Below are 20,935 nucleotides of genomic sequence, written 5' to 3'. Positions count from 1 at the left end.
AAAGGGCTACCGCGACTCCGTGAGCTGCCCGGTGCTGTTGTCCTGCGAGCGGTGGAGGTAGGTGTATGAGCCGCCGTGGGCCATCAGCTCGTGGTGGGTGCCGGCTTCGACGAGGCGACCGTGGTCCAGGACGAGAATACGGTCGGCGTCCCGGGCGAGGTTCAGATCGTGAGTGATCATGATGGTGGTACGGCCCCGCATCAGGCGGCGCAGCGGTTCGACGACCCGGCGCGCGGTCGGCGCGTCCAGGCCGGTGGTGGGCTCGTCGAGGACGAGTACCGGCGCGTCGCGGAGCATCGCGCGGGCGATGGCGATGCGTTGGAGCTGGCCGCCGGAGAGTTCCGCGGTGTGCGGGTCGATCGGCGTGCCGTAGCCGTCGGGGAGGGCGGCGATGAACTCATGCGCGTCGGCGTCGCGGGCGGCCTGGACGACGTCGGTGTCGGAGGCGCCCGGCCGGCCGCAGGCGATGTTCTCGTGGATGGAGTCGTGCAGGATGAGCGTCTCCTGAGGCAGCAGGGCGACGTTTTCCCGCAGGAACTCCACCGGCAGCCGGTCCAGGGGAACCCCGTCCAGCCGGACCAGCCCGGCAGCCGGGTCGTAGAAGCGCAGCAGCAGCTTGGAGACGGTGGACTTGCCGGCCCCGCTCGCGCCGGTGATCAGGACCAGTTCACCGGGACGGGCCGTGAACGACACCGCGCTGAGGGAGTCCTTGGCAGCGCCGGGGTAGCGGAAGCCGACCTGGTGGAACTCGATCTCGCCGCGTACCCGGCGCAGCTCGACCGCGCTGCCGGGTGCCGGGTCGGTGACGGCGGCCCGGGCGTCGAGGATCTCCAGCAGCCGCTCGGCGCCGGCGGTGGCGGCGGTCAGGGTCAGGCCGAGCTGGCCGAGGGAACGGATCGGCGGGTACAGGTAGCCCAGGAAAGCGGCGAAGGCCAGCAGTTGACCGATGGTCATCCGGCCCTTGGAGATCTCCCAGGCGCCGAGCCCGATCACGATGAGCACGCAGAGCGTCTCGACGACCTCGACGAGCTGTTCGTAGAGCTCGCTGAGGCGGGCGCCGGTCACCGAGGCGCGCATCCAGGCGCGGGCCTCGCGGCGCAGCCGCTTCTCCTCGGCCCGACCGCGGTTGTAGGCCTGGGTCAGGACGATGTGGCCGAGTGACTCCTCGACCACCGAGGTGATCGCACCGTCGGCGACCCGCTCCTGCCGGGCGACGATCTTGATGCGACCGGAGAACCGCTTGGCGGCCAGCCAGAACAGCGGGGCCAGCGTGAAGGTGGCCAGCGCGAGATCCCAGCGCAGATAGAGCGCGGCGGCGGAGAAGAACACCGTGCTGAAGACGGCTGAGACGGTACCGACCGCACCGGAGACCACCATCTGCTCGATCGCCTCGACGTCCCCGGTGAGACGCTCGACCAGATCGCCGGTGCGGTGACGGCTGAAGAAGTCGGGCGGGAGCGTCTGAACGTGGGCGAAGACCTTCTCCCGCAGCCGCATCACAAAGCGTTCGGCGGTCCAGACCGCGAGCGAGTTGCCGATGTAACCGACGAACGCGCCGAACAGCGCCGCGGCGAACCACATGCCGGCCGGGGCCCAGAACGCGGAGAGCGAACCGGCCTGGAGCGCGTTGTCGGTCAGTTCGCTGAACAGCAGGATCGACGCTGTCTCGGCGAGGGCCGCAAGCACCACACAGACGCAGATCACCACCAGCCAGGCGCGGTCCCCCTTGGTCAGCGGCCAGAAACGGCTGACCGCCTGGCGGACCGGGACGCCGGTGTGGACCGCCGGCTCCGCCCGGGTCTGTTCCTGATCCGGAACGGTCTCGTAGGCACTGCCGTGGCCGACCCCGTCGTGCTCGGTCCCGTCACGGTCGCCCCCACCGTGGTCGACGCTGTCCATGACGGGGCGCCGGTGACGGCCGTGCACACGGCTGCGCGAGGAGCCGCCGCGCCGCCCGGTCGACCGGGCGGGCTCCGGTTCGACCACGCGGAACTGCACGGTCGGCTGGTCTCCGAGCATGGTCAACCTTCTTCCCTCATTCCATTTCGCTGCCTGCGGAATCCGCGCAACCACCAAGGGCGGGCCCCGGCGCAATGCCGAAGGCCCGCCCTCCGGTGTCAATTCATCAGCCGCCGATGGGGCGACGGCGAGCGGCCTGCAGCATGCGGGCCCGGGCGGCCGCCCGCTGCTTGCCCTCCAGGACGGCGTTCCGCCGCGCCTCCGCCGCGCGCCTGGCAGCCGCCGCGGGGGTGATGATCTTGCTGATAGCCATGGAAATTCTCCTCATTCTTTTCTTTTTCTCGAACTGAACACGGTGTTTCTTTTTCTGCCTCGGCCATTCGGCTTTGACAAACCTGGGGAGGGTGCCGGTCTAGGAAGGTGCCCGGAGCGCGTCCACCGGTTCCATCCGGGCGGCACGCAGCGACGGGTAGAGACCGGCGAGCAGGCCGACGAGAGCTCCGGCGAGCGGGGCGCCGAGGGCGAGGTTCAGGTCCAGGACCGGGGTCCAGTCCTTGACGACGGAGACGCCCACCACGACGGCGATGCCCAGAGCCGCGCCGACGATGCCGCCGAGCAGGCCGATCGTCGTCGACTCCAGGAGGAACTGGCCGGCCACCTGCCGTCGCGAGGCGCCCAGCGCGCGCCGCAGCCCGATTTCGCCGACCCTCTCCATCACCGTCACCAGGGTGACGTTGGCGATGCCGATCGCGCCCACCACCAGCGAGACCAGGCCGAGGACGAGGAAAAGGCCGTTGACGTCGTTCTGGACACCGTTTCGAGCCTTGGACAGGTCGGCCGGCGCCGCCACGGCGAGGGAGTTCTGCTGCCCGGGGGCCAGGGCGATCGGAGCCTGGCGTGCCACCTGCCGGGCCGCGCCGAGCGCGGTGTTGATGAGTACCTGGGTGACGTCCTCCAGGCCGAGGCGGTCCGCCGCGGTGGTGGGCGGAAGCATCACCGCGGTGGACAGGCGCTGCTCGCGCCTGATGCCGCCGAGGATGCCGATGACGGTGTACGACTGGTTCTGGAAGAAGATCGCCGGGGAGTCCTCCACCCGCTTGATGCCGAGCAGCCGTGCCGCCTGGTCGCCGAGGACCGCCACCTGGGCGTGCCGGGCGATGTCGCCGGCGTCGTAGAACCGCCCGGAGGTCATCGCACCGCGTACCCCGGCGGGCAGGCCGGCCGAGGCGGCCACCACGGCAAGGGTCTGGCCGGAGACGTCGCCGGGCGCTTTCACGTCGTTGGACCGCACCTGGACGCTGTTGGTCAGTGGGGAGTCGGCGAGGGCGGCGGCCGAGTCCACGCCGGCCAGCCGCCGGACCGCGTCGGTCCCCGACCAGTCCACCAGTGGCCCGTCGTCCGAACCGGCCGGCGCGGGCGGCACGGTCACGGTCACCGAGGTCGCGGTGAGCGCGTCGAACCGGCCGACGATCTGGTTGCCGGCCGTGGAGGCCACCCCGATGGTGATGACCAGCGTGGTGATGCCGAGCACGGTGCCGAGTGTGGTCAGGGCGGACCGTACGGGGCGGGCCATGACGCCCGCGAGAGCTTCCGTCCACAGGTCCCGGGGGTCCATCCAGGGGCGTTCGATGCGGGTCCCGGCCGGTGTCGCCTTCGTCCGTGCCCTCCCCAGCGCCCTCGTCGCGAGTTTCACTCGGGCTCCTGGGTGAGGCGGCCGTCGGTGATGCGGACACGCTGGCCCGCGCGGCGGCTGACCGTCTCGTCGTGGGTGATGAGCACCAGGGTCATGCCCTGGGCGCACAGGTCGTCGAAGAGTTCCAGCACGGAGAGGGTGTTCTCGCTGTCCAGGTTGCCGGTCGGCTCGTCGCAGAGCAGCAGCGCGGGATCGCTGATCAACGCCCGTGCGATGGCGACGCGTTGGCGTTCGCCGCCGGAGAGCCGGTCGGGCCTGAAGCCCGACCGGTGCCCGAGCCCGACCCGGTCCAGCGCCTCCCGGGCGCGGGCCAGACGGGTACCGCGGCCGAGCCCCGGGCGTGGCCTGCGGTACGCCTCGGCCAGCATGACGTTCTCGTCGACGGTGCGGTACGGCAGGAGGTGGAAGGACTGGAACACGAACCCGATACGACTGCCGCGCAGCGCGGTACGTTCCAGATCGCCGAGCCCGGTGGTCTCGACGCCGTCGAGCCGGTACGTACCGGAGGTGGGACGGTCGAGCAGGCCCAGCGTGTTGAGCAGCGTCGACTTCCCCGAGCCGGAAGGGCCGACGATCGAGAGGTGCTCGCCGCGCCGAACGGTCAGGTTCACACCGCGCAGCGCGTGCACCGGGGGTTCGGAGTCGAAGGTCCGCTCCACACCGGTGAGTTCGATGACGGCGTCCGGGTCACCGCCGTCGTCCTCCGGTGCGGCACCCTCGGTCGTCGGAACCATGGCGGCTGGGGCGGTGCCCGGGGTCATTCGCCCACCACCACCTTGTCGCCCTGCTCCAGCGTGCCGCTGGTCGGCTTGACCTCGACGAGACCGGCCGCGGAGAGCCCGACGGTGACATGGACGTCGCTCAGTCTGCCGCCGCGCTCGACCTGCACCCGGACGTCTCCGTCGGACGAGGTGCGGATCGCGGCGAGCGGTACGGCCAGCACCTTGCCGTCCGAGGCGCCGATCTTGATGGTCACCTTCACCGCGGCTTCGGCCTCGTCGGCCAGTTCGCCGGAGTTGGGCACGGAGATCCGCAGCTGGACCGGGGCCGAGGAGTCGGTGGCGGAGGTGCCGGCGGATTCGCTCCCGGTGTCCCCCGAGGTCGTCCCGGTGGATCCCTCGCTGTCCCCGTCCGAGCCCGTCGCCGTGGTCGTCGAGGACGCGGCGTCGGCGCCGAGCGCCGACACGGTACCCGCCGCCTTCTTGCCGTCCGTCGTCGTCAGCTCGACGGCCATGCCCTTCCGCAGCAGTTCGGCGTCCGCGCCGGGGACGACCGCCTGCACCTCCAGGTCGGAGCTGGTCACGGTGCCGATCGGGCCGGACGCGGTGTCCCCCGTCTTCACCGTCACCTTGTTCAGCCGTACGGGCAGCTTCGGGAAGAAGACGACCTCACCGGCCGGGACCTTCGTCCCGTAGGAGGCCTGGAAGGTGCTGAGCGCGGCGTTCGCCATGTTCAGCGCCTTCTTCGCGGATTCGAGCTGCAGGTGGTGGATCTGTGCGTCCGTGCTGGACTGCGGGTTCGGCGAACTCGTACTGCCGCTCGCGCTCGCCGCCGTCCCCGACTCCGTCCCTGCCTCCGTCCCTGTCTCCGTCTCGCCGCCGCTGCCGCTCGCGCTGTTGGTCGTGAGCAGCGTCTGCTGTGCGGCGGACACCGCCTGCTGCAGCTGGCCCAGTTGCTGCTCGTCTTCCGCGCTGGGCTTCTGGGCCTCGTACCCCTTGCTCGTGTACCAGCTGGTGACCGCCGACGCGGTGCCCTGACCGTAGGTGCCGCTGATCGACCCGGGATCGAAGCCGAGCCGCCGCAGCGCTTTCTGCAACTGCTTCACATCGTCGCCGGAGGCACCTGGGCCCAGCGCCCGGTACATCGGTACGGTTCCGCTCAGCGCGAGCACCGGACGGCCGTTGACCGCCATCAGTACGTCGCCCTCCTTGACCTTGGTACCGGCGACCGGTGCCTTGGTGATCCGCTGCTCCGCGCCCTCGCCGCCGGCGGTCGCGGACGCTCCGGTGCCGACCGCGCCGGCCAGCGCGAGCGGACGCGGCGAGGTGAACTCGACGGACCCCGACGCCACCACGGTCGCGGTGAGGGACTGCCGCTGGACGGCCACGGTCACCGGGCCGGCCTTCGGCGCGGTGTGCGCGGCGGCGGCGTCGGCGGGCGAGCGCACCTGCGTGCCGGCGATCCAGCCGCCCGCGCCGACCAGGACCACCGCGCCGACCAGCGCGCCCAGGTGCTTACGGCTGCTGAACCGGCTCATGCGTTGTCGCCGTAGTACGGGTGGGCCTTCTCCTTGGGGAAGTACGCGGCCCGGAACTTCTTGCCGCACTCCAGGTCCTTCAGGGAGAGGTCGATCTCCTTGGTGAGCAGCGGCAGCGCCTCCGCCTTGGACATGCTGAAGTGGTTCTCCGGCACGTTCTGCTCCAGCCGCACCATGTTGGACATACCGGTCGGCTGGGTGGTGCTGACCGGGATGCCCTGCGCCTTCAGGCAGGTGGCGTACCCCTGGGCGAGCTGCACCAGCTGGGTGTCACCGTTCAGCTCGAGACCGTTCGCGCGGTTCGCCTCCGCCTTGGCGTTGTCCGCCTTTTTCTGCTCGGCGGCGCTCAGCGCGTGTCCGTTCACGGCTATCGACGCCTTGAGTTCGCAGCCGCCGATCTTCTCGTCCGCCTTGGACTTGGCCGGGGGGCCCGCCAGCGCCTCCTGGTACGCCTTCTGCTGGGCGGGGGTGAACCCCTTCTCGTCGTCGTCGGCGACGGCGTCGGTCCGCTTTGCTCCCGCCTTCCCTCCGGGGTTGCTGAAGGGGGCATTGGGGTCGTCGGGGTAGACGGCGGCGGCGTAGTTGCCGAACCCGTACTTCTCGCGGGACTTCTTCGCCGCCGCGTAGTCCTCCGCGTCCAGCCCTACGTAGGCAGCGTCGCCGCCGGCCGCCGCCACGTGCGGCGTGTAGATGAAGCCCTGCTTCTTCATGCAGGCCGCGATGGTGTTCTCCTGGATGTACGTCTTCTTGGTCTCGGCGTCCGCGCCGTCCGGGACGGTGAGCTGCACTGCCCCGTCGGCGTTCGTCGTACTGTCGTTCGCTGCGTTCGCTCCGCCGCCGGCCGCGGAATCGGAGCTCGCGCCGGTCTTGTCGCTCGAACCGCCGCAGGCGGCCAGGAGCGGCAGCAGGCCGATCGCCAGGACGGTGGCCACGGAGACGCGGACCCTCTTCGGCATGTTCGTGTGGGAGTTCATGGTGGATGAGGCTGGACCCGCGGTGTGATGGGAACTGGCCCGGAGTGTGATCAAACGGCAACAGCCGATGGGCGGCGACAGGACGCCGGGTCCGCTCGCCCGCGAGTATGTGATCGTCCGGTAACAGCACCGGCCTGGCCTGGTGTTGTACGGATACTGGGCACATGCCACGTGTCCTGCTCATCGAAGACGACCGCGCTGTTCGTGAGGGTGTCCGACTCGCGCTGCGCCGCCAGGGGCACGACGTCGCCGCCGCCGGGACGGGTGAGGACGGGCTGGAACAGCTGCGGTCGTTCCGGCCGGACGTCGTCGTCCTCGATCTGATGCTGCCCGGCATGTCCGGGCTCGATGTGTGCCGTCGCATCCGCGGGGCCGACGACCAGGTTCCGATCATCATGGCCACCGCCCGGGGCGACGACGTGGACATCGTGGTCGGACTCGAAGCGGGAGCCGACGACTACGTCGTCAAGCCCGTCCAGGCACGCGTGCTCGAAGCCCGTATCCGTGCCGTCCTGCGACGGGTCGGCGGCACATCCTCCGACGGAACCACGCCGAAGACAGAAACCCATGGAGAACTGACCATCGACCGGGCCGCGCTGACCGTCACACACCAGGGCGCACCGGTCGCCCTCGCCCCCTCCGAACTACGGCTCCTGCTCACCCTCTCCGCCTCGCCCGGTCAGGTGTTCAGTCGGCAGCAGCTCCTGGAAGCCGTCTGGGAACACAGCTACCACGGCGACTCACGGCTCGTGGACGCCTGCGTCAAACGGCTGCGCACCAAGATGGGCGAGCCCCCGGGACAGCCGCGCTACATACAGACCGTGCGCGGCTTCGGCTACCAGTTCCGGTCACGGTGAAGGCGCCCCCGCCGCTGCGCGGCCTGCGCGTCCGACTGCTGGTGGCCTTCCTTCTGGTCGCCGGCGTCTCCACCCTGACCACCGGCGCCCTGACGTTCCGGGAAGCGCGCACGGGGGTGCTCCAGCAGAGCCAGGACGGGGTGATCGGGCAGTTCCGCGACCATGTCGACACCCTCGCCGCCGACCTCGACTTTCCCCCGGACCAGAACCAACTGAACCTGTTCGCACAGCAGTTGGCGCGCTCCGAACCGTTGAAGAACTGGCGCGTGCTGGCCACTTACGGCGACCTGAGCGCCACCTCCTCACCGCAGGACCCGTTCGAGCAGCTGACGCCCGACCTGCGCAAGGCCGTGGCCTCCGGCGAGAACACCGTCTTCCAGCGGGTGACCAGACACGGTAGCCCCGCACTCGTCGTCGGCCTGCCGGTCACCTTCGGCACCGCGGAGCGGCCCACGTCCGACCCGTCCGGGCTCGACGTCTTCCTGACAGTGCCGCAGACCACCGAACAGGCCTACGTCCAGGCCCTGGTCCCCGCCGTCGAGCGCGCCACGGTGCCCGCGCTGATCCTGGCCGTCCTGCTCGCACTGCTGGCCGCCCGTGGCGTACTGCGGCCGGTACGCGAGCTGCGCCGGGCCACCCGCAGCATCGCCGAGGGCCACCTCGACACCCGGCTCACCGTCAACGGCTCCGACGAACTCGCCGACCTCTCCCACACCTTCAACGAGACCGCCGCCGCCCTGGAGGAGTCGGTCGCCGAACTGCGCCGCATGGAGACCCGCGCCCGCCGCTTCGCCGCCGACGTCTCCCACGAACTGCGCACTCCGCTGGCCGCCATGTCCGCGGTCACCGACATCCTCGACGAGGACGCGGCCCAGCTCGACCCCGACACCGCCACCGCCGTACGGCTCATCAGCGAGGAAACCGTCAAGCTGGCCCGCCTGGTGGAGGACCTCATGGAGATGTCCCGCTTCGACGCGGGCGCGGCCAGTCTGCACCTGGACGAGATCGACCTCGCGGACTCCATCCGGCGCACCCTCGCCTCCCGCGCCTGGCTGGAGACGGTCGAGACCCGGCTTCCACCGCCGGGCACACTCCGCGGCAGCCTCGACCCGCGCCGCCTCGACGTGATCGTCGCCAACCTGGTCGGGAACGCCCTCCGCCACGGCGGACGCCCCGTACGGCTGCGCCTCTTCGAGTGGGAACACCCCGACGACGGGCGGCGGGCGGTCATCGAAGTGCTGGACAGCGGACCGGGCATCCCCGAAAGCGTCCTGCCCCACGTCTTCGACCGTTTCTACAAATCGGACACGGCCCGCACCAGGACCGAGGGCAGCGGCCTCGGTCTCGCCATCACCGCGGAGAACGTCCACCTGCACGGCGGCACCATCCAGGCGGCGAACGGTCCGCACGGCGGCGCCGTCTTCACCGTAGAGCTCCCGCTGCGACAGGACGAGCCACCACCAGTACCGGCCGAACCGGCCGAGGGGAGCCATTAGTGAGCCCTGTCCACCGGGCCGTCCGGCCCGCGCTGCTTCTTCTCGCGGGGGCGCTCCTGCTCGGCGCCTGCGGCATCCCCACGACCGGTGTGGTGGGCTCGGGGGAACCCGCCACCGGCGCCCGGTCGACCATCACGCTCTACTTCACGGGCGAGGGCGGCCTGGTCGCGGCCCCCCGCAGGATCCCCCAGCGGCCCAGCGTCGAAGCGGCCGTACGACTGTTGTTCGAGGGCCCGACCAGATCCGAACTGAGCGTGGGCACGAGCAGCCTGCTGCGGAAGCTGAAGAAGGATCCGACGGTCCGGGCCGATGGCGCCAAGGTGTCGATCGAGCTGCGCTTCGACGACCCCGCGGATTTCCCCGCCACCTTCAAGCCGCTGACCGGGGACGCCCTCGCCCAGGTGGTCTGTACGGCCGCCGGCGCCCGCCGCGCCGAAGACCCGGACGTCGTATCGGTGGAGGTGGTCATCAAGGCCACCGTGGGAGGCGCCAAGAGCCCTTGGAGCGCCGAAGGGCGCGACACGACCTGCCGCGCCCAGGCCCGGAGGTCTGCCGCCGCCTCCCGTTCCGGATAGACGTATCGCTGCCCTGCGCCTGGGAACCGGGCTGTTTCGGTGGCACTGGCCCTGACCTCACCGCCGGAGCGGAGTCTTCACGAAAGCGTTTGCCCCGGGCGGCCGGAACGCCATGGTCACCGGCCGCCAGGGCAGCCGCAATGGTGCCGCTCGGCCCCGGAACCGTGCCCATCGGCGGCGGCACGCCTCTCGGAACAGGATGTCGCGACGGCGCTGAGGAGCGCCCACGACAAGCAACAGGCATTCCTCTCCTTCGACGTGGTCCCGGGACACCTGCGAAGCAGCGCCGGCGTCGTTGACCTGCGGCGCCTTGACCTGGACGGCTCCGGCCGAGGCGGTGACCTCTCTGGGCTGCTGGTAGCCGTCACGAACCACCAGCCGACGCCCGTCACCGCCCCGTTCGTGGGACAACTCAGCTATATAAGCGTTGACTTCGGCTTCCAGCGCGGCGGCCGGCATCCGCCTGACGCCTTCCCGGACGATCTCATCCAGCAGCGAGCTGCCGCTTGGCGTGGTGCCGTCCTCGTTGACTACCGTAAGCACGGGCGCGCTTTCCCGACCGACGGTGCAACGTCGGCCTTGCTCGATGACCCATCGATCGATCCATCGGGAAGGTGTGCCTCCTTCCGTCAGGCCATCCCGTGCCGCCACGGCGTCCACGAATACCGGGTCAACGTCGGCGCCACCAGCCGCAAAGGCGAACGGCCGGCCGGCCAGTGACAGCGACGAGGAACGCGGCTTCCACCGCGCCGAGCACCTGCAGCAGATCCCCGAATTCACCCGCACCCACCAACTCGTCCACCCCTACCGCAGCGACGCAGAATCGGGCCACGCACAACTCGACGCCTCCCTGTGGAACGGACGCCTCATCTCCTACGGAGTCGAAGCACAGCAACTACTGACCTTCGGCTTCGCCTTCGCACAGAACTCGACCAGCCGCGCGCTGCATGAGGAAGGAGCCTCCCTGCTCACCCCCGCAGCCTGACGACCCCGCCCAGCCTCCAGACACCAGCGCCCGCCTGAGCCCCGATCCGGTACCCTGTGGATCGAGCGTTCCTGGCGGGCGCTGCGGCGTGTCACGCGGTCTACCGCGCGCCTCATCACCGTAGCGGCATGATCCAGATCGCTCAGGGCTTGACCGGGAGACCAGGGCACGTTCTGTCCACGAGTTCCGTGCAAGGTTTCGCACAAGCCCCGCCTTCGTAGCTCAGGGGATAGAGCACCGCTCTCCTAAAGCGGGTGTCGCAGGTTCGAATCCTGCCGGGGGCACAGCAAAACGCCTGGTCAGAGGCCCTTCCGTCCAACGGGCGGGAGGGCCTTCGTACTCGCAGCACACATATGGCACACATGCGGCTGCGGGCGGAGGTGGGGAGCTGTGCGATATGCCCGCGAAGGACGAGCTGGCTCGCCGCCGGCACGAGAGGCTGATCGACCGACTTAAGTCGATGATGCTGGCCGCGCTGAAGCCGGAATACGAGGGGTACTACGGGCAGCTGATCCTTGGCGCTGACGATCTTGCGGAGATGGGCGAGCTCAAGGACGTCCGGCGTGCCGCCAGGGAGGCGGGACGGCGTCTCGGCTGGAAGACGACCACCCGCCTTGTCGGCGGGAGGCTCTTCGTCCTCGACGAGCGCGAGGTGCCCGAGAGGATCGAGCGGTTGGCTGGGGATGCGGCCGCTGCTGCGATGGACCGGTTCTGGGACGAAAGCCGTGGGCCGCGTCTGACCTGATCCGAGGAAGACGCAAGGGGGCACCCCACCGCATCAGCGCGGTGGGGTGCCCCCTTCGGTTACGGCGCCCCGGCACGGGTTAGGCACACATCACGCGGCGTCTTCCTCCAGGGCGGCCACGGTCTCGGCGGCCTCACGGGCCTTCCGCTCCGCTTTCTCCAGCTTGGCCTTCGCCTTGGCCAGTTGCTTGGAGCGGCGCTTGTGCATCTTCTTCGAGACCTCGTCCAGGCGGTCGGGAAAGAGGTGCCCGTAGGTGTCCAGGGTCAGCGTCGCGGACTTGTGGCCCAGCATCGTCTGTACGACGTTGACGTCCGCGCCGCTGGCGATGGCGAGCGAGGCCGCCGTGTGGCGCAGCTTGTGCGGGGTGACCTTGAGATGCCCCAGCCCGGCCTTTACGACCGCCGGCGCGAAGAGCCGCTGACGGAAGTTGCGGGCCCGCAGCGGCCCGCCCTGCGGGGCGGTGAAGAGCAAGTCGTCATCTCCCCTCCCCTTGACGTGGGGCTTCAGCTCTTCGGCCAGGAACCGCGGGATCGGTACGGACCGGCGCTCGTGGTTCTTGGGGGTGTCGAGGTAGAGCTTGCCGTTGTCCTCGGCGTACGCCTCCACGATGTGGGCCCGACAGGCGTCCAGGTCGACGCGGCCCACCTTGAGCGCGGATGCCTCGCCCCAGCGCAGTCCGGTGTAGGCCAGCAGCAGGATGAACACCCTGTAGGCGCCTGACGCGTTAGCCAGCGCGTCGACCTGCATGTCGTCGAGGTACACGTGATCAGCGGGCATCACCTTCGGCAGGGGCACGCCGACAGCCGGGTTGGCCGCCAGACGACGGGCCTTGACCGCGTAGCCGAGAACGCGGCTGAGGACGACATACGCCTTGCGGACCGACCGGGGGCTGAGCTTCCTGCCGCCGGTCGCCTCGCCGGACAGCAGATCCGCGAGCCACTCAGCGATGTCCTCGAAGTGGATGCGGTCCAGCGGGGTGGTGCCCCACTTGGGGATCACGTGGACGTCGAGAACACCGCGGTAGCGAGCCCGTGTTGAGCGCTTGAGGTGGAGCTGCGCCGCCAGCCAGGACTCCGCCACCTCTGCGAACTTCACCCGCGCGGCTGCGGGATCGCGATAGGAGCCGTCGTTGAGACGCGACTCCATCCTTGTCCGCTCCGCCTCGGCGTCGACCTTGCGGGCGAAGGTCTTCATCTTCGGCTTGCCGTCGGGGTCGTACCAGCGCACGCGGTAGCGCCCCGGCGGCGTACGCCCCGCACTCTTGGCTTCCGCCACGGCACGTACGTACGCCGCGTGCCCTGTGCGGTCCTCAATCCAGACCCGCGCCAACTAGCACCCCCTCCGGTCATCACCGGACACCGATGGGACCGGCAGGAGCAGGGTCGTGGGAGAAACGCCGAGCGCGGCGGCGAGGGCGACGAGGTCGTCTACGTCGCATCGGCGGCGGGCGCGTTCGGTGCGGCTGAGGGCGGTGTTGGCCATCGGACGGCCCAGCGCGGTGCAGCGGGCGGCGAGCTGGTGTTGGGTCAGGCCGCGCGCGAGACGTAGGTGCTCGATGGCGCGGGCGGTGTGGAGGCCGGCAGGGCCTATTTCGACAGGTCGGTTGGGCATGACAGATAGCTTTAACTTGCATCCGGACGGCATGGCAAGAGTTAGCTCTAAAACTCTCCAAAAGTCGTTCGGGGGCGAAGTGGTGTTCGTCTCGTCGAATTCCGGAACATCGCGAGGCGTTTCGGCCGAGGTGCCGTGTTACCTTCCCTCTCCGTTTTCGAGATGGGCGATTTAAACACACATCAGCCATGATGCCCGGCGGGTCATTCACGTCGTCCCTGACCGCCAGGTGTCACCCCTGAGCTGCTGAGGTACCGGATTCCGGCACCTCGACCGGTTGCTTCGCCGCAAAAAAATTTCGGGCCCGGCGGGAGCGATTTCGGCAACCGGGGATCCACCCTTACTGTTTCCCTCTCCCCGGCCACACCGAAAGAAGTAGTGAGGAGTTTAAGAACCAACTCTGGACTTTTCTCCGGGCGGTGGCTGTGTTGTCCAGCCCGTTGTTCAAAACCGAAAAGGAGCCCTATGCCGAAGACCCCTCCCCGTAGCACCAACGCCCCTGCCATCGCTGCGGCTGCCCAGCGTGGCCCGCTTGCCACCCCTGCAGAGGTCGCCGCCTATCTCGGGGTGCCGGTGAAGACCCTCTACCAGTGGAAGTACCGGGGCATCGGCCCCAGCGTCCACAAGGTCGGCCGTCACCTGCGCTACCGCTGGCGGGAGGTGGACGCGTGGCTGGATGCCCAGACGTCGTACGACCTCACGGCCTGACCCCGCGTCTGACGCGGACGACGAAGCGGCCCCCGGCGTGCCACCGCCGAGGGCCGAAGACTTCCCAACTGATCGCCCATCCCTGAACGAATGAGCTGGTGAGGGGCGGGACCTTGCCCGTCCTGCCCCTCCCCGGAGAGGAACGCCTATGGAGGACTCTACGTCCCCCAGCACCACCAACACCTCCCCCACCGGCTGGCCCACTCCCGCCGTCCCCGGCGAAGGCATCCCCTGGCGCCGCCAGGATCAGCAGGACACACGGTCCCCCGCGTCGGGGACCGCCGAACACCCGGCGGAGGCGGAAGCACACGGGGACCGTCCCCAGCCGCCTGCCGATGCCGTTGTTGGGGACCGTCCCCGCGACGTGCTTGGGGACCGTCCCCGCGACGTGCCCGGTACTCGTTCCCCGCACGTCCCGGTCCCCGTATCGGCATCCAGTGCAAACTCGCAGGTCAACGGCGGGAAATCGGGGACCGGTCCCCAAGAGGCTGCACTTGCACCAGGGGACCGCAACGGGGACCGTGATCACGGGCCCCGCCAGTCGCTGGGGACTGACAACCCCGTGGCGGGAGCCGCCCAGCAGGAGGGGACCGGTCTCGTCGACGCACGGGGACCGGATCACGGGACCGGCTCCCGGCCTCCTCGGGGACCGGCAAACCCTGAGGAACGAGGTTCCGGTGACGGTGCGGAACTGCTGGATGAGTTGCGGGCGGCGATCGGCAAGTACGTCGTACTGCCCAGTGACGAGGCACTGACAGCGGTCACCCTGTGGGTGGCGGCCACGCACATCCAGACCGTTCTGCAGCACGCGCCGCGTCTGGCGGTCGTAGGCCCGACGAAGGGCTGCGGCAAGTCCCGGGTTCTGGACGTGCTCCACGAGACCGTCCACCAGCCGATCATGACGGTGAACATGTCCACGGCAGTGCTCTTCCGCGTCATCGGCAAGAACCCGCGCACGATCCTGGTGGACGAGGCCGACACCATCTTCAGCAAGGCCGGCGACAACGAGGAACTGCGCGGCCTGCTGAACGCCGGACACCAGCGCAACCGGCCCGCCTGGCGCATCTCCGGTCCGGAGCACAAGCCGACCCCGTATCCGACCTTCGCCATGGCCGCGCTGGCCTCGATCGGCGACCTGCCCGACACGATCACAGACCGGGCGGTCGTGCTCCGCATGCAAAAGCGCAAGCCGGGCGAGAAGGTGACCCCGTTCCGCTCGCGCTACGCCACACCGGAACTGAACGCACTGCGGGACAAGCTGGCCGCCTGGCTGGGACCCCTGCGCGGCACGGCCGGCCGCATGGCGCCGACCATGCCGGTGGAGGACCGGGCGGCAGACACCTGGGAACCGCTGGTCATCATCGCCGACCTGGCCGGCGGCCACTGGCCCACCCGTGCCCGTGCGGCCTGTGTCGCGATGACCCAGTACGAGGCCGTCCAAGACGAGCAGACCAACCTGAAGACACGGCTGCTGCGCGACATCCACCGCATCTTCGAGGCACACGGCAACCCCGAAGCCCTGTCCTCCCTGGATCTGGTCACCACCCTGCTCCAGGACCCCGACGCCCCCTGGGCAGAGCACGGCACCAACGGGCTCAACGCCTACCACCTGGGCAGAATGCTCCGGGACTTCGACATCCGCCCGGCCAACTACCGCTTCGACAAGGGCAGGCAGGCCAAGGGGTACGCCCGCAACCGGTTCCTCGACAGCTGGGCCCGACACTGCCCCGACCTCACCGAGACCGCGCCCGCCCCCACGCACGACGCCACACCCGCGCCCCCGGCCCAGGGCAAGCCGCCCACCGCCCCGGCGGGCCAGCTGCCCATCGGCCCGCCCAGCGGCCCCGTCGGCCCCAAACGCGCCCACTGACCCGCCTCCCGCTGGGTCCGTATCACTGCGTCGCATCCGTCCCCGCGCAGGTCAGCGCGGGGACGGATGTCCTCACCGGGACGGACTTCTCCGTACCTTCCCGAGTGTCCGTACCTGTCCTGACCAGGCATGGGACGGATGCGACGCACGTGACACAGCCCCCGCCCCCTCACCGCCGGAGCATCACCATGCACGAACAGCACCACGAACTCCCCACAGCTCAACAGCAGACGCCCACCACCTCAGCCCCAGACAACCGCGCAGCAAGGTATGCCGCTGGACCGTCCAAGGACGGCCCCATCGGCGATGCCTCCGCCCCGGGAGTGGCGGAGGCACTCGGGCACCAGGGGGCGCCCGAGCAGGAACAGCCCGCCGACACCGCTGCACCGCTCCCACGTGCTGCCGAAGCCGCCGCGCTGCACCGTGTCGCCCAACGCCGCAAGCCCGACCCGAACGGCCAGCGCAAGCAGCGCGTCGACGCCCGCTACAGCATCGACGAGAAGACGGAAATCCTCGCCATGGCCCGGTCGCTGAACATCGCCGGCGCCCACTACGTCGGCGCCGTCGTCATGGCACACGTCCACGGCGACCTCACCCTGCCCGGCCAACGCAGCGAACTCGACGACTACATCGACGAGCTGACCGCCCTGCGCAAGCAGGTCGCCATGATCGGCCACAACATCAACCAGATCGCCAAGAAGCTCAACTCCGGCGGCCATCCACACCCTGGGGACTCCGCCGCCCTGGACCAGGCCGAACGCACCCTGACCGCCGTCGGCGCCACGGTCCGGGACGTGGCGGCAGCCGCGAACCAGGCTGTCGACAGGAAGGCGGCCTGATGATCGCGAAGATCGGCGGCGGGAAGGACACCGCCGGCCTGATCCGGTACCTGTTCGACACGAAGAAGGCCAAGGACCACACCGACCCGCATCTGGTGGCCTCCTGGGACGGTTTCGCCCCCGACCCCGGACGCGCCGACGACTTCGACACCACGAAGAGGCTCCTGGTGGCCGACCTCGACCTACACGTCAAGCAGGCCCGGCGGCTCGGCCGCGCACCCGAGAAGCACACGTGGCACTGCTCGATCCGTGCCGCCGAGAGTGACCGCATCCTCGGCGATGAGGAGTGGGCCGACATCGCCCGCCGCGTCGTGGCGGCCACCGGCATCGCACCCGAAGGCGATCCGGACGGCTGCCGCTGGGTGGCCGTCCGCCACGCACCCGACCACATCCACATCGCCGCCACCAAGGTCCGGGCGGATCTACGCACAGCACGCCACTGGAACGACTACCTCACCGCCGACCGCGAACTCGCCGCCATCGAGAAGGAATACGGACTGTTCCAAGTCGTACGCGGGGACCGCACGGCCGCCAAGAGGCCCACCCGCGCCGAGCAGGAGAAGGCCCGCCGCGCCGGACAGGACAAGACCGCCCCTGAGCGACTACGCGCCACCGTCCGCACCGCGGTGGCTGCCGCCTCCAGCATGGAGGAGTTCGTCGACCTGCTCCACCACGTCGACGGCGTGCTCGCCGAGGTCGTTCACTTCCCCTCGGGCGACGTGCGCGGCTACAAGGTCGCTCTCGCGGACGACGCCAATGACCCCATCTGGTACTCCGGCTCCAAACTCGCCCCGGACTTGTCCTTCCCCAAGATCCAAAAGCGTCTGGCGAGTATCGACCTGCAGCCCACCTCCCAGCCGGGCCGACGCTGGCCCGCCCTCTGGCACCAGGCCACCGCCGTACTCGAACGCATCCCGCACCGTCTCGACCAGCCTGACAACCAAGCCTCCCAGGCTCACATAGCGGCCTTCGGTGAAGCCCTCGACGCTCTCCCTATCCTCACGCCACAGGACATCCGACCCCAACTCCGAGACGCGGCGACCGTGTTCGAACGCGCCACCCGTTCTCGTTTCCAGGCCGAACACCGCCATGCCCTCGCGTTGCGCGGCGCCGTGCGTGCCATGCTCCGCGAGCCCGCCCCCACGGACGGTGCCGTTCTGGCGATGTTCCTCGACGCCGCGATCCTCGTCGTCATCGCCGCCGCCCGCTGGCACGAGCTGCGCCATCACGACCAGCAGGTCGCCGCCGCCCACCAAACCCTCCTCCACCTTCGGGTGGCCTACGACCAAGCAGCAGCCGCACCCCTGGCCGCCCTCGCCCAGCGCCGGCCGCCCCAGCAGACCGTGAACCGACACGTCCGCCACCTACGCCAGGCCGTACCCGACCACGCCGAGCAGATCATCGACGACCCCGCCTTCGACGCCCTCACCACCACCCTCGCCCAAGGCGAAGCAGCTGGCCACGACCCGGTATGGCTCCTCCAGCAGGTCGCCGACCAGCGCGCTCTGGATGACGCCGACTCCGCCGCACGAGTCCTGACCTGGCGCCTCCAGCGCCTCAGCGCACGGCTGGACCCCAGTGCAGGAGCCCGCGCAGCACAGGACCGCAGCGCTGCCGCACAACGCATCGACGCTCAAGTCCACAAGGGCGCAGCTGTTATAGCCCCACAGCCGCCGCAGGTACGTCAGCGCTGATCACGGTGTGCCGACAGCCCCTTCGCTTGATACCGGACAGCGGGCTATGAGACCGCGTCCTGTGTGGTGAAGCGGACGAGTCGCCTGTGGCGCATAAGGCTGCCGTGAGTCCGAAGAAGGGGCGCGTGCAGGTACCGCAGGAGCGGTCCACGCGCCCTGGGTGCGTCCGGGGCAGGCGATCTGCCATGGGCATCAGGTTCGTGCCGAAGCGCCAGCGCGGCCGTCGGGTTATCGCGTTCGAGGCATCGCTGGCAGTGGGATACATGAGACTGCCGATGTGTTGATCGGTTATCTCATTGTGGGTAGCGAGCTGGCGCTCGGGGTCGCGATCGCGCTGTTCTTCATTCCTGGACCAGTGCAGCGGTGGTGTTTGGGGTATTTGGAGGACTTCGAGCGACTCCGCGTCGCCTCGGGGTTGCGTCGAGCTGTCCCGCTTCTGATGCAGATACTGTTGCTGCCGCCTCAAATACTGGACCGAGTCGACGGCCACGGATTGGCCCCTCAGTATGTCGTGCGATGGTGGCGAGCTCTGCCCCTGGCCATGCCGATCAAGGCGCTCCGGTTTGGCTTGCTGCTAGTCGTCGTGGCGAACGTCGGCAACATGGCCGACTGGGACCGTCTGCGGTTGAGCGCGGATCCGGGACCGCAGCCAGGCGTGGTGCAGGCACTGCTCAGCAACATCGTGGCTGTGCCGATGGCGGTGCGTGCCTGGGACTTTTCGCTGGTCGATAGAGCAGCGCCGTTCCTGTTCTGGGCCCTGATCTTGATCGCTGAAGTACGGCTTCTCAAGCGCACAAACTTGACCAGCTCTGGTAGCGGCGCGACGCATGCCGCGTATGACCTCGAGACCCTTGTTGGGCCCCGGGACAAAGAAAGTGCGCGAATGGAATATCGCCGTTGTTGGCCTGTCGTGGCACTATTGACGGTCGCAGCCCAGTGCGCCACAGTTCTTCGTCGCTGGGAGGAGACCCAGCCGGAATGCCAGATACCCCGGGTTTCCGTGCAACCAGTTGAGCAAGTGATCTGGATGGCCCACCGCACCCGCCGCGCCAGAGCCAGACGGCACAACGAGCGGCAGTTCAAGGCGCACGCCGCACTGGTAGTGGGCGCGCTGCGAAGGGCTGAAGCGCGGCAGGACTCCGAGCCGGGTCGGGCCCTTGAGGACCTGATCGTGATGCTGCTGACAATCGCCGAACGCTACGCCGAGGGCCGCATAGACGACCTTCTCGACGCAGATCAACTCGACGGCGTGGATCCGGCCGCGCCACGGGAGCGATTGCGGATGGGAGTCGTGGGGCTCGTGGTCGTGGTAGTTATGGCTTGTGCGGCTGTCCTCGGGTTGCCCGAGGCTGCACTCGTCCCTCTGCTTCCGGTAGTGGTGCTGTTTGTCGCGGTCGTCTTCAATCGTGGTCGGATGCCAACTGCAGGGCAGCTCACCGATTTGATCATCCCACGGTGAGGCTGAACAGCCCATGTTGAAGCGCCCTCTCACCAAATGGGACGCCTTCTAAAAAGGTGTGCAGCTGGTCCCGCGGTTGCTCGATGTCTCGAGGCTTTCCCGGATCACGCTGCCGCAGGCACGCAGAGCCTCCGTCAGCTCTCCTTGCAGCTTGTGCGGGATGGTTCCGGCCCTGAGCGAACAGGCACGAACCAGCGCACGGCAGTCCTCTGATTGCCGGTCTGTGGCGATCGCGGTGAACACGGGGTGCGCCAGGTTCTCGCGGGCCGCATAGCCGTCTTCGGCGTTCGTGGTCCTGCGGTGGAGGTCCTCGACAACGTGTGCGACGGGCGCCTCGGCGGAGCCGATCGCGTCGAGGACCGTAAGGCCGAGCCGGATGTCGAAGACGGTCATCCCGGGTTCGGTTTCCCGTCCAGAGTAGGCCGTCACCAGGTCCGCCAGGTGGCCGTCGATCGGCTGCCCGGCGTCGCGGCGGCATAGAACGGTCAGGCAGTCCGTGACAGCTTGCTCCCATGGATCGCCGGGCACCGTGTCGGCGAGGAGATCAGCAGCCCTTGCCGTGTCGTTCGTGACGAGGGCGGCAAGTACCGCGACCTGCCGTCCGTCAAGCATCCGCTTTCCGATGCCATGGTGGGCTTCGATGTGCGCTAGGGCCTCGGCCCATCGCCCCTCGGTGGTGAGGGTGCGCGTGCCGTCGGCGAGGAGAACGCGCCACAGCCACGCGCGAACCTCCTGGCGGTCTTCGTCAGTCGCAGTGAGGTCCGCGGGTACGTTGACGCCCTCGGAGCGGGCGGCCGTGCCCGACTCGACGGCCTTGTACAGGTTAAGGAGTCGCTGACGGCCCTCATCGGCGTGGCCGGCGCGGATCTGGAGGCGGGCCAGGTTGACGACTGGTTCCAGTCCGCGGATCGCGCTCATGCCGGACAGGGGACAGGCGTGGAGGTAGGCGGCGGCGTGCTTGTGGCACATCGCGCGTGCGAGGTCGGGGAGGTCGAGGTCGGAGGCGATAAGCGCGGCCTGGTTGTAGACGGCCGATGCGAGCCCCTGGTCGGTCGCTTTCACCGCGGTGTCGGCCAAGTCGACGAGTGCGCGTACGCGTTGAGGCAGGGGTAGACAGGCGGGTCGGAATCGCGCGACGAGCGGGAAGCGCTGAGCTACGGGGCCGTGCGGGTCCATGGATCCCCCAGGTCGAGAGTGAGGACTGCCGAGGTGA

General features: G+C 69.3%; 20 protein-coding genes and 1 tRNA gene. 11 read left to right on the top strand and 10 right to left on the bottom strand.

Features of this window, described 5'->3' with window-relative positions; translation table 11 throughout:
* Nucleotides 1–6 precede the first annotated feature (6 nt).
* The 6 genes from ACH4YP_RS39550 to ACH4YP_RS39525 all read right to left on the bottom strand — a co-directional run bounded on the left by ACH4YP_RS39550 (nucleotide 7) and on the right by ACH4YP_RS39525 (nucleotide 6,883).
* Nucleotides 7–2,019 carry an ABC transporter ATP-binding protein gene (locus tag ACH4YP_RS39550; RefSeq protein WP_398495905.1) on the bottom strand — a complete coding sequence of 671 codons (2,013 nt, stop codon included), beginning with the start codon at nucleotides 2,017–2,019 and terminating at the stop codon, nucleotides 7–9.
* 106 nt (nucleotides 2,020–2,125) lie between these two features.
* Nucleotides 2,126–2,272, bottom strand: a complete 147-nt coding sequence (locus ACH4YP_RS39545; RefSeq protein ID WP_361051796.1) for a hypothetical protein — start codon at nucleotides 2,270–2,272, stop codon at nucleotides 2,126–2,128.
* Between the two features lie 99 nt (nucleotides 2,273–2,371).
* On the bottom strand, nucleotides 2,372–3,652 hold the full coding sequence (locus ACH4YP_RS39540; RefSeq protein WP_398495903.1) for an ABC transporter permease: 1,281 nt from the start codon (nucleotides 3,650–3,652) through the stop codon (nucleotides 2,372–2,374).
* Nucleotides 3,649–4,386 carry an ABC transporter ATP-binding protein gene (locus ACH4YP_RS39535; protein WP_164323869.1) on the bottom strand — a complete coding sequence of 246 codons (738 nt, stop codon included), beginning with the start codon at nucleotides 4,384–4,386 and terminating at the stop codon, nucleotides 3,649–3,651. The genes ACH4YP_RS39540 and ACH4YP_RS39535 overlap by 4 nt, the downstream gene beginning before the upstream one ends.
* 23 nt (nucleotides 4,387–4,409) lie before the next feature.
* Nucleotides 4,410–5,909, bottom strand: a complete 1,500-nt coding sequence (locus ACH4YP_RS39530; RefSeq protein ID WP_398495901.1) for a peptidoglycan-binding protein — start codon at nucleotides 5,907–5,909, stop codon at nucleotides 4,410–4,412.
* Nucleotides 5,906–6,883, bottom strand: coding sequence for a hypothetical protein (locus ACH4YP_RS39525; protein ID WP_398495899.1), 978 nt, complete (start codon nucleotides 6,881–6,883; stop codon nucleotides 5,906–5,908). Before ACH4YP_RS39525 ends, ACH4YP_RS39530 begins: the two co-directional genes overlap by 4 nt.
* A gap of 164 nt (nucleotides 6,884–7,047) precedes the next feature.
* On the opposite strand from ACH4YP_RS39525, the gene ACH4YP_RS39520 reads away from it, so the two are divergent.
* From ACH4YP_RS39520 to ACH4YP_RS39510, 3 genes are read left to right on the top strand one after another with little or no spacing between them, the layout of a single operon-like run.
* Nucleotides 7,048–7,740, top strand: a complete 693-nt coding sequence (locus tag ACH4YP_RS39520) for a response regulator (protein ID WP_398495898.1) — start codon at nucleotides 7,048–7,050, stop codon at nucleotides 7,738–7,740.
* A complete protein-coding gene (locus ACH4YP_RS39515; protein WP_398495896.1) occupies nucleotides 7,737–9,236 on the top strand; it encodes an ATP-binding protein in 1,500 nt (499 codons plus the stop codon). Before ACH4YP_RS39520 ends, ACH4YP_RS39515 begins: the two co-directional genes overlap by 4 nt.
* Nucleotides 9,236–9,811 (top strand): hypothetical protein, encoded by a 576-nt coding sequence (locus ACH4YP_RS39510; RefSeq protein ID WP_398495894.1) that lies wholly within the window; start codon nucleotides 9,236–9,238, stop codon nucleotides 9,809–9,811. The genes ACH4YP_RS39515 and ACH4YP_RS39510 overlap by 1 nt, the downstream gene beginning before the upstream one ends.
* Before the next feature lie 57 nt (nucleotides 9,812–9,868).
* Here the strand turns inward: ACH4YP_RS39510 and ACH4YP_RS39505 are convergent, their stop codons facing one another.
* Entirely contained in the window at nucleotides 9,869–10,354 is a 486-nt protein-coding gene (locus ACH4YP_RS39505) for a hypothetical protein (RefSeq protein ID WP_398495892.1), read from the bottom strand.
* Nucleotides 10,355–10,427: 73 nt separating this feature from the next.
* On the opposite strand from ACH4YP_RS39505, the gene ACH4YP_RS39500 reads away from it, so the two are divergent.
* The 3 genes from ACH4YP_RS39500 to ACH4YP_RS39490 all read left to right on the top strand — a co-directional run bounded on the left by ACH4YP_RS39500 (nucleotide 10,428) and on the right by ACH4YP_RS39490 (nucleotide 11,541).
* Nucleotides 10,428–10,796, top strand: a complete 369-nt coding sequence (locus tag ACH4YP_RS39500; RefSeq protein WP_398495890.1) for a hypothetical protein — start codon at nucleotides 10,428–10,430, stop codon at nucleotides 10,794–10,796.
* A gap of 211 nt (nucleotides 10,797–11,007) precedes the next feature.
* Nucleotides 11,008–11,080 (top strand) — tRNA-Arg (locus tag ACH4YP_RS39495).
* 113 nt (nucleotides 11,081–11,193) lie between these two features.
* A complete protein-coding gene (locus tag ACH4YP_RS39490; RefSeq protein ID WP_398495888.1) occupies nucleotides 11,194–11,541 on the top strand; it encodes a hypothetical protein in 348 nt (115 codons plus the stop codon).
* A gap of 90 nt (nucleotides 11,542–11,631) precedes the next feature.
* On the opposite strand, the gene ACH4YP_RS39485 is transcribed toward ACH4YP_RS39490, so the two are convergent.
* On the bottom strand, nucleotides 11,632–12,816 hold the full coding sequence (locus ACH4YP_RS39485) for a tyrosine-type recombinase/integrase (protein ID WP_398495886.1): 1,185 nt from the start codon (nucleotides 12,814–12,816) through the stop codon (nucleotides 11,632–11,634).
* Nucleotides 12,817–12,870: 54 nt separating this feature from the next.
* A complete protein-coding gene (locus ACH4YP_RS39480) occupies nucleotides 12,871–13,152 on the bottom strand; it encodes a helix-turn-helix domain-containing protein (RefSeq protein ID WP_398495884.1) in 282 nt (93 codons plus the stop codon).
* Nucleotides 13,153–13,617: 465 nt separating this feature from the next.
* Between ACH4YP_RS39480 and ACH4YP_RS39475 the strand changes: the two genes are divergently transcribed.
* From ACH4YP_RS39475 to ACH4YP_RS39455, 5 genes are all read left to right on the top strand, one after another.
* A complete protein-coding gene (locus ACH4YP_RS39475; RefSeq protein ID WP_398495882.1) occupies nucleotides 13,618–13,860 on the top strand; it encodes a helix-turn-helix transcriptional regulator in 243 nt (80 codons plus the stop codon).
* Nucleotides 13,861–14,563: 703 nt separating this feature from the next.
* Complete coding sequence (locus tag ACH4YP_RS39470; protein ID WP_398495880.1) at nucleotides 14,564–15,730, top strand: DUF3631 domain-containing protein; 1,167 nt, start codon at nucleotides 14,564–14,566, stop codon at nucleotides 15,728–15,730.
* A 188-nt stretch (nucleotides 15,731–15,918) separates the two neighbouring features.
* Nucleotides 15,919–16,569 carry a plasmid mobilization relaxosome protein MobC gene (mobC, locus tag ACH4YP_RS39465; protein WP_398495878.1) on the top strand — a complete coding sequence of 217 codons (651 nt, stop codon included), beginning with the start codon at nucleotides 15,919–15,921 and terminating at the stop codon, nucleotides 16,567–16,569.
* A complete protein-coding gene (locus ACH4YP_RS39460) occupies nucleotides 16,569–18,263 on the top strand; it encodes a relaxase/mobilization nuclease domain-containing protein (protein WP_398495876.1) in 1,695 nt (564 codons plus the stop codon). Before mobC ends, ACH4YP_RS39460 begins: the two co-directional genes overlap by 1 nt.
* A gap of 277 nt (nucleotides 18,264–18,540) precedes the next feature.
* Entirely contained in the window at nucleotides 18,541–19,722 is a 1,182-nt protein-coding gene (locus ACH4YP_RS39455) for a hypothetical protein (RefSeq protein ID WP_398495874.1), read from the top strand.
* 48 nt (nucleotides 19,723–19,770) lie between these two features.
* Here ACH4YP_RS39455 and ACH4YP_RS39450 read toward each other — a convergent pair whose 3' ends face one another.
* The gene (locus ACH4YP_RS39450) at nucleotides 19,771–20,898 is read right to left on the bottom strand and encodes a hypothetical protein (protein ID WP_398495872.1); all 1,128 of its coding nucleotides are present in this window, start codon (nucleotides 20,896–20,898) and stop codon (nucleotides 19,771–19,773) included.
* Nucleotides 20,899–20,935 lie beyond the last annotated feature (37 nt).

The sequence above is a fragment of the Streptomyces sp. NPDC020747 genome (assembly GCF_044334695.1).
GTDB lineage: Bacteria > Actinomycetota > Actinomycetes > Streptomycetales > Streptomycetaceae > Streptomyces.
This window is presented reverse-complemented; position numbering and strand designations above follow the sequence as displayed.

Bases quoted from the DNA above. Each gene is read 5' to 3' on its own strand.
- ACH4YP_RS39480 (WP_398495884.1), bottom strand. From the start codon at position 13,152: ATGCCCAACCGACCTGTCGAAATAGGCCCTGCCGGCCTCCACACCGCC.
- mobC (WP_398495878.1), top strand. From the start codon at position 15,919: ATGCACGAACAGCACCACGAACTCCCCACAGCTCAACAGCAGACGCCC.
- ACH4YP_RS39530 (WP_398495901.1), bottom strand. From the start codon at position 5,909: ATGAGCCGGTTCAGCAGCCGTAAGCACCTGGGCGCGCTGGTCGGCGCG.
- ACH4YP_RS39525 (WP_398495899.1), bottom strand. From the start codon at position 6,883: ATGAACTCCCACACGAACATGCCGAAGAGGGTCCGCGTCTCCGTGGCC.
- ACH4YP_RS39545 (WP_361051796.1), bottom strand. From the start codon at position 2,272: ATGGCTATCAGCAAGATCATCACCCCCGCGGCGGCTGCCAGGCGCGCG.
- ACH4YP_RS39460 (WP_398495876.1), top strand. From the start codon at position 16,569: ATGATCGCGAAGATCGGCGGCGGGAAGGACACCGCCGGCCTGATCCGG.
- ACH4YP_RS39550 (WP_398495905.1), bottom strand. From the start codon at position 2,019: ATGCTCGGAGACCAGCCGACCGTGCAGTTCCGCGTGGTCGAACCGGAG.
- ACH4YP_RS39535 (WP_164323869.1), bottom strand. From the start codon at position 4,386: ATGGTTCCGACGACCGAGGGTGCCGCACCGGAGGACGACGGCGGTGAC.
- ACH4YP_RS39490 (WP_398495888.1), top strand. From the start codon at position 11,194: ATGCCCGCGAAGGACGAGCTGGCTCGCCGCCGGCACGAGAGGCTGATC.
- ACH4YP_RS39475 (WP_398495882.1), top strand. From the start codon at position 13,618: ATGCCGAAGACCCCTCCCCGTAGCACCAACGCCCCTGCCATCGCTGCG.
- ACH4YP_RS39450 (WP_398495872.1), bottom strand. From the start codon at position 20,898: ATGGACCCGCACGGCCCCGTAGCTCAGCGCTTCCCGCTCGTCGCGCGA.
- ACH4YP_RS39520 (WP_398495898.1), top strand. From the start codon at position 7,048: ATGCCACGTGTCCTGCTCATCGAAGACGACCGCGCTGTTCGTGAGGGT.